This is a genomic window from Microcystis sp. M53603_WE2 (genome assembly GCF_030065435.1).
Genome location: NZ_JASJFF010000898.1, coordinates 1 through 6,263, shown reverse-complemented (window position 1 = coordinate 6,263; position 6,263 = coordinate 1). Strand labels below are relative to the sequence as shown.

6 protein-coding genes and 3 pseudogenes are annotated in these 6,263 nt (G+C 43.9%); 4 read left to right on the top strand and 5 right to left on the bottom strand.

Annotation, left to right across the window (positions count from 1 at the left end; genetic code table 11):
- Positions 1 to 225: pseudogene (locus PX481_RS19150) on the top strand (precorrin-3B C(17)-methyltransferase); the annotation flags it as partial.
- A gap of 177 nt (positions 226 to 402) precedes the next feature.
- Here the strand turns inward: PX481_RS19150 and PX481_RS19145 are convergent.
- Positions 403 to 1,014: a choice-of-anchor R domain-containing protein gene (locus PX481_RS19145; protein ID WP_288095473.1), complete on the bottom strand. Its 612-nt coding sequence runs from the start codon at positions 1,012 to 1,014 to the stop codon at positions 403 to 405.
- 273 nt (positions 1,015 to 1,287) lie between these two features.
- Here PX481_RS19145 and PX481_RS19140 point away from each other — a divergent pair, with 273 nt between their 5' ends.
- On the top strand, positions 1,288 to 2,040 hold the full coding sequence (locus tag PX481_RS19140) for a cobalt-precorrin-6A reductase (protein WP_002758247.1): 753 nt from the start codon (positions 1,288 to 1,290) through the stop codon (positions 2,038 to 2,040).
- 143 nt (positions 2,041 to 2,183) lie between these two features.
- Here the strand turns inward: PX481_RS19140 and PX481_RS19135 are convergent, their stop codons facing one another.
- Complete coding sequence (locus PX481_RS19135) at positions 2,184 to 3,371, bottom strand: TRC40/GET3/ArsA family transport-energizing ATPase (protein ID WP_002758246.1); 1,188 nt, start codon at positions 3,369 to 3,371, stop codon at positions 2,184 to 2,186.
- A 74-nt stretch (positions 3,372 to 3,445) separates the two neighbouring features.
- The gene (panD, locus tag PX481_RS19130; RefSeq protein ID WP_002758245.1) at positions 3,446 to 3,865 is read right to left on the bottom strand and encodes an aspartate 1-decarboxylase; all 420 of its coding nucleotides are present in this window, start codon (positions 3,863 to 3,865) and stop codon (positions 3,446 to 3,448) included.
- A 37-nt stretch (positions 3,866 to 3,902) separates the two neighbouring features.
- Between panD and PX481_RS19125 the strand changes: the two genes are divergently transcribed.
- Positions 3,903 to 4,730, top strand: coding sequence for a DUF3598 family protein (locus PX481_RS19125; RefSeq protein ID WP_002758244.1), 828 nt, complete (start codon positions 3,903 to 3,905; stop codon positions 4,728 to 4,730).
- 718 nt (positions 4,731 to 5,448) lie between these two features.
- On the opposite strand, the gene PX481_RS19120 is transcribed toward PX481_RS19125, so the two are convergent.
- Positions 5,449 to 5,628, bottom strand: a complete 180-nt coding sequence (locus tag PX481_RS19120) for a hypothetical protein (RefSeq protein WP_104396796.1) — start codon at positions 5,626 to 5,628, stop codon at positions 5,449 to 5,451.
- Between PX481_RS19120 and PX481_RS19115 the strand changes: the two are divergent.
- Positions 5,539 to 5,727 (top strand): annotated as a pseudogene (locus tag PX481_RS19115) (hypothetical protein). The gene PX481_RS19120 and the pseudogene PX481_RS19115 sit on opposite strands and share 90 nt — an antisense overlap.
- A gap of 110 nt (positions 5,728 to 5,837) precedes the next feature.
- Here PX481_RS19115 and PX481_RS19110 read toward each other — a convergent pair.
- Positions 5,838 to 6,263, bottom strand: a pseudogene (locus tag PX481_RS19110) (aldolase/citrate lyase family protein); the annotation flags it as partial.

Here is a 6,263-nt window from a genome sequence, read left to right as displayed (position 1 = left end):
GAGAAGGCAAAAGAGATTTTATTACAATGGCGATCGCCGCAAACTCCTGTGGTATTAGCGCGTAATTTAGGACGAAAAGGGGAAACAGTGACGGTGAAATTCCTAGAGGATATGACTATTAACGATGCGGATATGCGGACTATAATTTTGATCGGATCGAGTAAAACTCGCCTGATTGAGCAAGGTAAAACCAAGCAATGGGTTTATACTCCACGTCACTATTAGGTGATAGGACAAAATTAATTTCTTGGTTGGAATAGGCACTCTTGCAAGAGGTAGTGTACCGCGTTGCAAGGATGTCCCTTGTAATGCGGGGAAGGAAGGGAGACGCTGACTTTTGCCATTGCCAGATGGAACCTTGGCACGAGACACGAGAATCGAGTCGCCCCCACCCTACCGTTCCTATTTTCGCTTGGTCAGGCTAGAAGCTAACCCTAATCCTCCCAATCCTAACAAGGCAACCACAGAACCCGGTTCAGGGACGCTAGTGGGTGGTGGAGGAGTAGTCCCCTCAAGGCTAAATTGGTAAGGCCCATCCGTAGGAAAAGAATCCCAACTTCCCCCTTGATTGTTACTAGCAACGTAACCATCACCAATCGTCCAGCCAGGGAGTCCTGTTTCAATGGTAGAGGTGGTAAGCCCCCAGGTATAATCCCCAACATCACCTGAAATACCACTGACTAACCAGTAAGTGGTATTAGCGGCTAATGCTTGCGGAGTAGTCAGGGTAAAGGTGTTATTGGCGAGATTGGTAGTAATGGAAGCAGGGTTAGTAAAACTGGTTATCAAAGTCCCAGGTACTCCACTGCTGTTGCTGTAGAGACGAAGAAACAAGCTGGGCTCGGCGGTGTTTTCTCCGAACAAAAGAGTAGCAGAATTAAGGTTATAACTGCTACTGCCAGTTGTAAAGCTTGATCCTCGCCAACTATCAAGACTTATAGCACCTGTGCTCGTATTTCCTTGAGATAAGTTCTCAACGAGGGTGACAGCAGAAGCTTGTTGTCCTAAACCCAAGGAAAGAAGGAGAGCAAGGCTACCCCCCCCCGATTTTTGCCAGAATTTGCTGGTTTTTGGTCATTTTTCAGATTTTAAGGTTAAGAAGGTTGAAATTGTTCTTGATTGATGGTCTATCTTCTGAGATATTCCTCAGAAAATAAACTTTGTGGTAAATTAGCACAGATTCCTCGTTTTTGGGAAAAAGTAGAGTGACCTAACCCCCAAAATCTCTTTCCTTTGCAAGGGAAGATAGGAAGATGGAAAATTAGTTAACCTTTTGGCAATTGCTGGATGACTAAAAATAAAAGAGTGCTGATTTTAGGGGGAACGGGGGAAGCGGCGGCATTAGCGGCTAAAATTGCGGCAATTCCGGGTATAGATGCCATCGCTTCCTTTGCCGGTCGCACGAGAGAACCGATTACTCTCACAACTCCTTCTCGCCGGGGGGGGTTTGGTGGTGCCACTGGGTTAGCCAATTATCTGCGGCAAGAAGGCATTGATTGTTTAATTGATGCCACCCATCCCTTTGCCGCGCAAATTTCCTTTAATGCCGCTCAAGCCGCCTCGGATTGTGGTATTCCTCGATTAATGTTAAGTCGTCCAGCTTGGGAAAAAGTATCTGGAGATAATTGGATTGAAGTAGAAAACAATCAAGCTGCGGCGAATATTTTACCTGGGTTAGCGCCGCGGATATTTCTCACTATTGGTCGGCAAGAACTGGCAAGTTATGCACATCTAAAAAATATCTGGTTTTTGATGCGGATGATTGACCCTCCGGAACCAGATGCCATCGTGCCAGTTGGAAAATTATTATTGGAACGGGGGCCTTTTTCCTTGCAGTCAGAGCGCTCTCTTTTACAAGAATATAAGATTGGGGCGATCGTGAGTAAAAATAGCGGCGGTGATGCCACTTACGCCAAAATTATCGCCGCTAGAGAGTTGGGAATAACCGTGGTCATGGTACAACGTCCACCTGTACCTGAAGGAGAAAAAGTGGCGGATGTTGAAAGTGTCCTGGCATGGTTAGAAAAAAGATGGCTCTGATGATTTTTCTGGGAAAATCATCGGTAAGGTTTGTTGAAAAAGTCAATTGTCTGGTGATGGGGTTTTAGGGTTTTAGGGTTTTAGTTGAAATTCCCCACTTCCCCACTTCCCCACTCCCCACTTCCCCACCCAATCTAGGAAAATCACACTTTCACCACGTTGCTAAAAGAGATTTTCAGGTAATCATCTTCCATTTTTGCTCCGGAAGGTTTCAGGGCTGCTAAAGCTTGGGGTAAGACTAAATTACGACGGTGATTACCGATGCGAATATTTAACTCATCTCCAGTTTTATTGAGTTGTATTTGTTCCTTGGGTATGCCGGGTAAATATAATTCCAGACTGTAATGATTTTCCTGTTGAACTACCCGAATAGTGTTTTCTTGGTAATAAACCTTCGTCGGATCTTCCCCAGCAAAAAGAGTTTCTTTCAGTCTTTCCAAAGCGGGTAAACCACACATTTCTTCGGAGTAGAGAGGAACTTCCTTAACTGGTAAAGGATGAAAATTATCGTAAATTTCCTGTTTATAACCCTGTTGATTTTCTTTCCAACGAGCAAAGAAAGGATCGGTTACTTTGTCGGGAATAATCCGATTAGCAATAATCAAATCGGTGGAAACATTATAGAGACTTAGATAGGCATGGGCGCGTAAAGACTCCTTAATCACCATTTTTTCGGGGTTTGTCACCAAACGTACCGAGGTTTGAGTATTATCGGTCAAAACCTTTTCTAAAGCCTCGATCTGCTCATAAAACTCGTAGGGAGCATCCATAACCTCCTTGTCCGGTAGGGAAAAACCGGCGATCGGTCGAAAAAAAGGTTCCACCAGTGGTCGCAATGCCACCGACATTCCCTGTAAAGGTTTGTAAAATCTTCTCATGTACCAACCGCCCACTTCTGGCAAACTCAGCAATCGTAAAGCTGTCCCCGTAGGTGCGGAATCGATAATCAACACATCATAAGTACCCTCATCGTAATGGCGTTTCATGCGAACTAAGCCGAAAATCTCATCCATTCCGGGTAAAATCGCTAATTCTTCCGCTTGCACTCCATCTAAACCCCTAGCTTGCAATACCTGAGTAATGTAACGTTTTACTGCGCCCCAGTTGCCTTCCAATTCCATTAGTGCGTCTAATTCTGCCCCCCAAAGATGGGGACGTACCAAACGAGGATCGTGACCTAATTCGAGATCGAAACTGTCAGCGAGAGAATGAGCGGGATCGGTGCTGAGAACTAGGGTTTTATAGCCAAGTTCAGCGCAGCGGAGTCCTGTAGCGGCGGCGACGGAGGTTTTACCCACGCCTCCTTTACCAGTCATGAGAATTACACGCATGGGGGCTGATTCTAAGAAAATTTACATTACTTATTCTTATTATGACGGGAAAGTTAACAAATTGAGGACAAGAATCAGCATTCTTGGCTATAGAATTCCACTCCCTGACCATCACCCCGGGGAATTAAGCTCTGTTCAAAAAATTGCTGACAGCGATTTTCAGCATCAGCGACGAGAACTTTGGCAAAATGACCGTTTTCGAGAACTTCTTGCCTCGGACGTTGTTCGTAGGCATAGATAATCAAAATATCTCCGGGTTGACAGAGCAGCGCCGCACCACCGTTGGGGCAAATTTCCCCAGTTTGGCCCGGAAAAACGTAGGTGGAAAAGCGCTTACCATTGCTAAGATTGACCACATCCACCTCTTCAAGCGGCAAAATGCCGACCCGCTCAATCAATTCTCGATCGATAGTGATACTGCCGACATAATCGACGTTAGCCTCGCTGACGCGCACTCGATGGAGTTTGGCGTGCATTAATCGAATTGTTCCCATGTATTTTGTCCTATTTCCCCCAATTACTTCAATTATTATGCTCTCCCAGTGGGAATGTTTACTAAAAAATCTCGGTCAATGGCAAGGTTCTTTTACCCGTCTGTCTCCCCAAGGCGACTTGATCGAAGATACCCCGACTTTGGTATCTTTGCAAGGCATTAATAATAATCGATCAATTCGTCAATTGGTCCGCCGTCTCTACAGCGATCGAGCGCCGGAAGATTTAATTTTAGAGTATAGTTCTCTCCATCAGGGTATTCTATTTAGCCAGACGGGAGCTTTTTGCCAAGGTTCTCTATATTTTAGTAGTTTTTCCTCACAATTCGGGGCAGAATTTGGGTTAATCTCTGGAGAAAGACGATTAAGAATCGTACAGTTATTTAATGAGCACTGTGAGTTCGATCGCTTGACTTTAATTCGGGAAAAGTTGGCCGATTCTAGCTCCCCAGAAAGACCGATGTTAACGGTGGACCAATTACTGGGTCAATGGCGAGGACAGGCGGTGACAACGGGACGCGATTTTTATAATTCTCCTGCCTATTCTACCCATGTATCGATCGAGCGTCAGGGGGATAATTATCTCTCGCAAACTTTGACTTTTGGTGATAATCAAATCACTTCTAGCGCTCGTATTGAGGGACAAAGATTGTTGTTTGAAAATGGTCCGCTACCGATTCAAATACTGCTGCTGCCCGATGGAGCCTCCTGTAATACACCTCTGAAAATTACTGCTGGTCATCCTTTTGTTTTAGAGGTGGGTTGGTTACTTTCTCCTACTCAAAGACAGCGCTTAATTCGTTCTTATAACGAGAAGGGAGAATGGACAGGTATTACTCTGGTGACGGAGGAAAAAGAAAACTATTAGCCGTCAGGACCTGGCTAGATTGATAATAAAAAGGAAATTGACTAATTACACTGAAAAATATCGGGTTTCTCCTAAAGATTAATTATAAGTAAGTAGTTATAATTAAATTGAAGATAGATTTTGCCTCAGATCCCCCCTGCCCCCCTTGATAAGGGGGGTGCCGATAGGCGGGGGGATCCCCCCTTAATCCCCCCTTAATAAGGGGGGCATCTGATAATTTTTAACGACTACCTACTTAACTGGATTTGGCATCGTCTCCTTGCTCGGAGACTTGCCAAAACAACAACTTTGTACTTCACCAATAAGATAACTGCTCTCAGAAGCTAAATGCTAAGGGTTAATTTACATAAGCAAAATTTATCAAAATCCCAATATACTTGAGAAGATTTAAATTTACATTCCTTCATCTTTACTTTTCTTAAAAAATAATTGAGAAAAATTCCTATTTGTCAACGAGATTGCAATAGTTACAGCCCGCTGCTAAAATCTAAGAATTGGGTTACTCTGTGCATTTTTAGTCCTTGTGCCTTGAAACCCTTACCACGTCTAGGATTACTAATTAGTCCCCGGTAAAAACTTGCCAATTGCTCCTTTGACGAAAAAGATCTTTTGCCAAAAATATGTGTACTTATGTTAAAACGAAAAAGTTTTTTTGACAAAATGTACCAGATATGCTGCGAGAAAAGTCTCCAGATTAGCTACTGGGGGTGGGAAACTGTTAACTATCTAGGGTTTGCGGCAAAAAGTTTGTTGGTGGGGGCGGGGTGTCGGGTGTGGAAGGAACCACAGAGACACAGAGGACACAAAGATTGATCACTCCTATATAGGGCTTGCTGAAAAAGTTTTTCTTGGGGGCAGGGTGTGGGGTGTAGGGTGTGGGGTGTAGGGTTTTACCCATTTTCAGGTGGTCAATTACCTAATTTTCAGGGAAAAAGTCCAGGAATTTTCCCCGCGCTCACTCCAATCCCTGGCACTTTTGGATTTCAGAAAAGCCTAAAAATCTGATCCAACAAGGTTTTTAGATTTATTCAGCCAGTCCTACCTTTTATTTGTCAGATTGATTGGATATGTCTAGGTTTTGCACGATCAATCAAGGGACCAGTATCTTTAACCAAAAAGTAAATTATGGAGGATTTCTAAACGCCGGTCATCTTCACGAACAATAGCACCATAATAATTTTTTTTATTCTCTAGCCAGAGTAATTCAAACTCGATCGCCTTTGGCAAAGCTAAACTGAAATTATCCAAAGCTTGGGGACAATCAAAGATAACTTTGCGCGTCTCGAAGCGGTCAAAATGTCCTTGGCAGAACATTTTGAAAAACGGTAAAGAATCTAGTGACACCCCACCCCCAATAGCAACAGTCAAACCGGCAGCCTTAGCTTTTTTTGCCAAAGGTAAAGCCAGAGCCAAAACTTGCTCGCTATTCACATCCTGACGGGTTAATCCCAAAGAACAGGCTAAATCCATCCGTCCGATGACGATACCATGGAGAGATTTTATCTCTGGAATCGCCAACATTTCCTGAAAATT

Excerpts from the sequence above, each read along its gene's own strand:
- PX481_RS19120 (WP_104396796.1), bottom strand. The coding sequence starts at position 5,628 with ATGGGTAAAACCCTACACCCCACACCCTACACCCCACACCCTGCCCCC.
- panD (WP_002758245.1), bottom strand. The coding sequence starts at position 3,865 with ATGGGAACAATTCGATTAATGCACGCCAAACTCCATCGAGTGCGCGTC.
- PX481_RS19140 (WP_002758247.1), top strand. The coding sequence starts at position 1,288 with ATGACTAAAAATAAAAGAGTGCTGATTTTAGGGGGAACGGGGGAAGCG.
- PX481_RS19135 (WP_002758246.1), bottom strand. The coding sequence starts at position 3,371 with ATGCGTGTAATTCTCATGACTGGTAAAGGAGGCGTGGGTAAAACCTCC.
- PX481_RS19125 (WP_002758244.1), top strand. The coding sequence starts at position 3,903 with ATGCTCTCCCAGTGGGAATGTTTACTAAAAAATCTCGGTCAATGGCAA.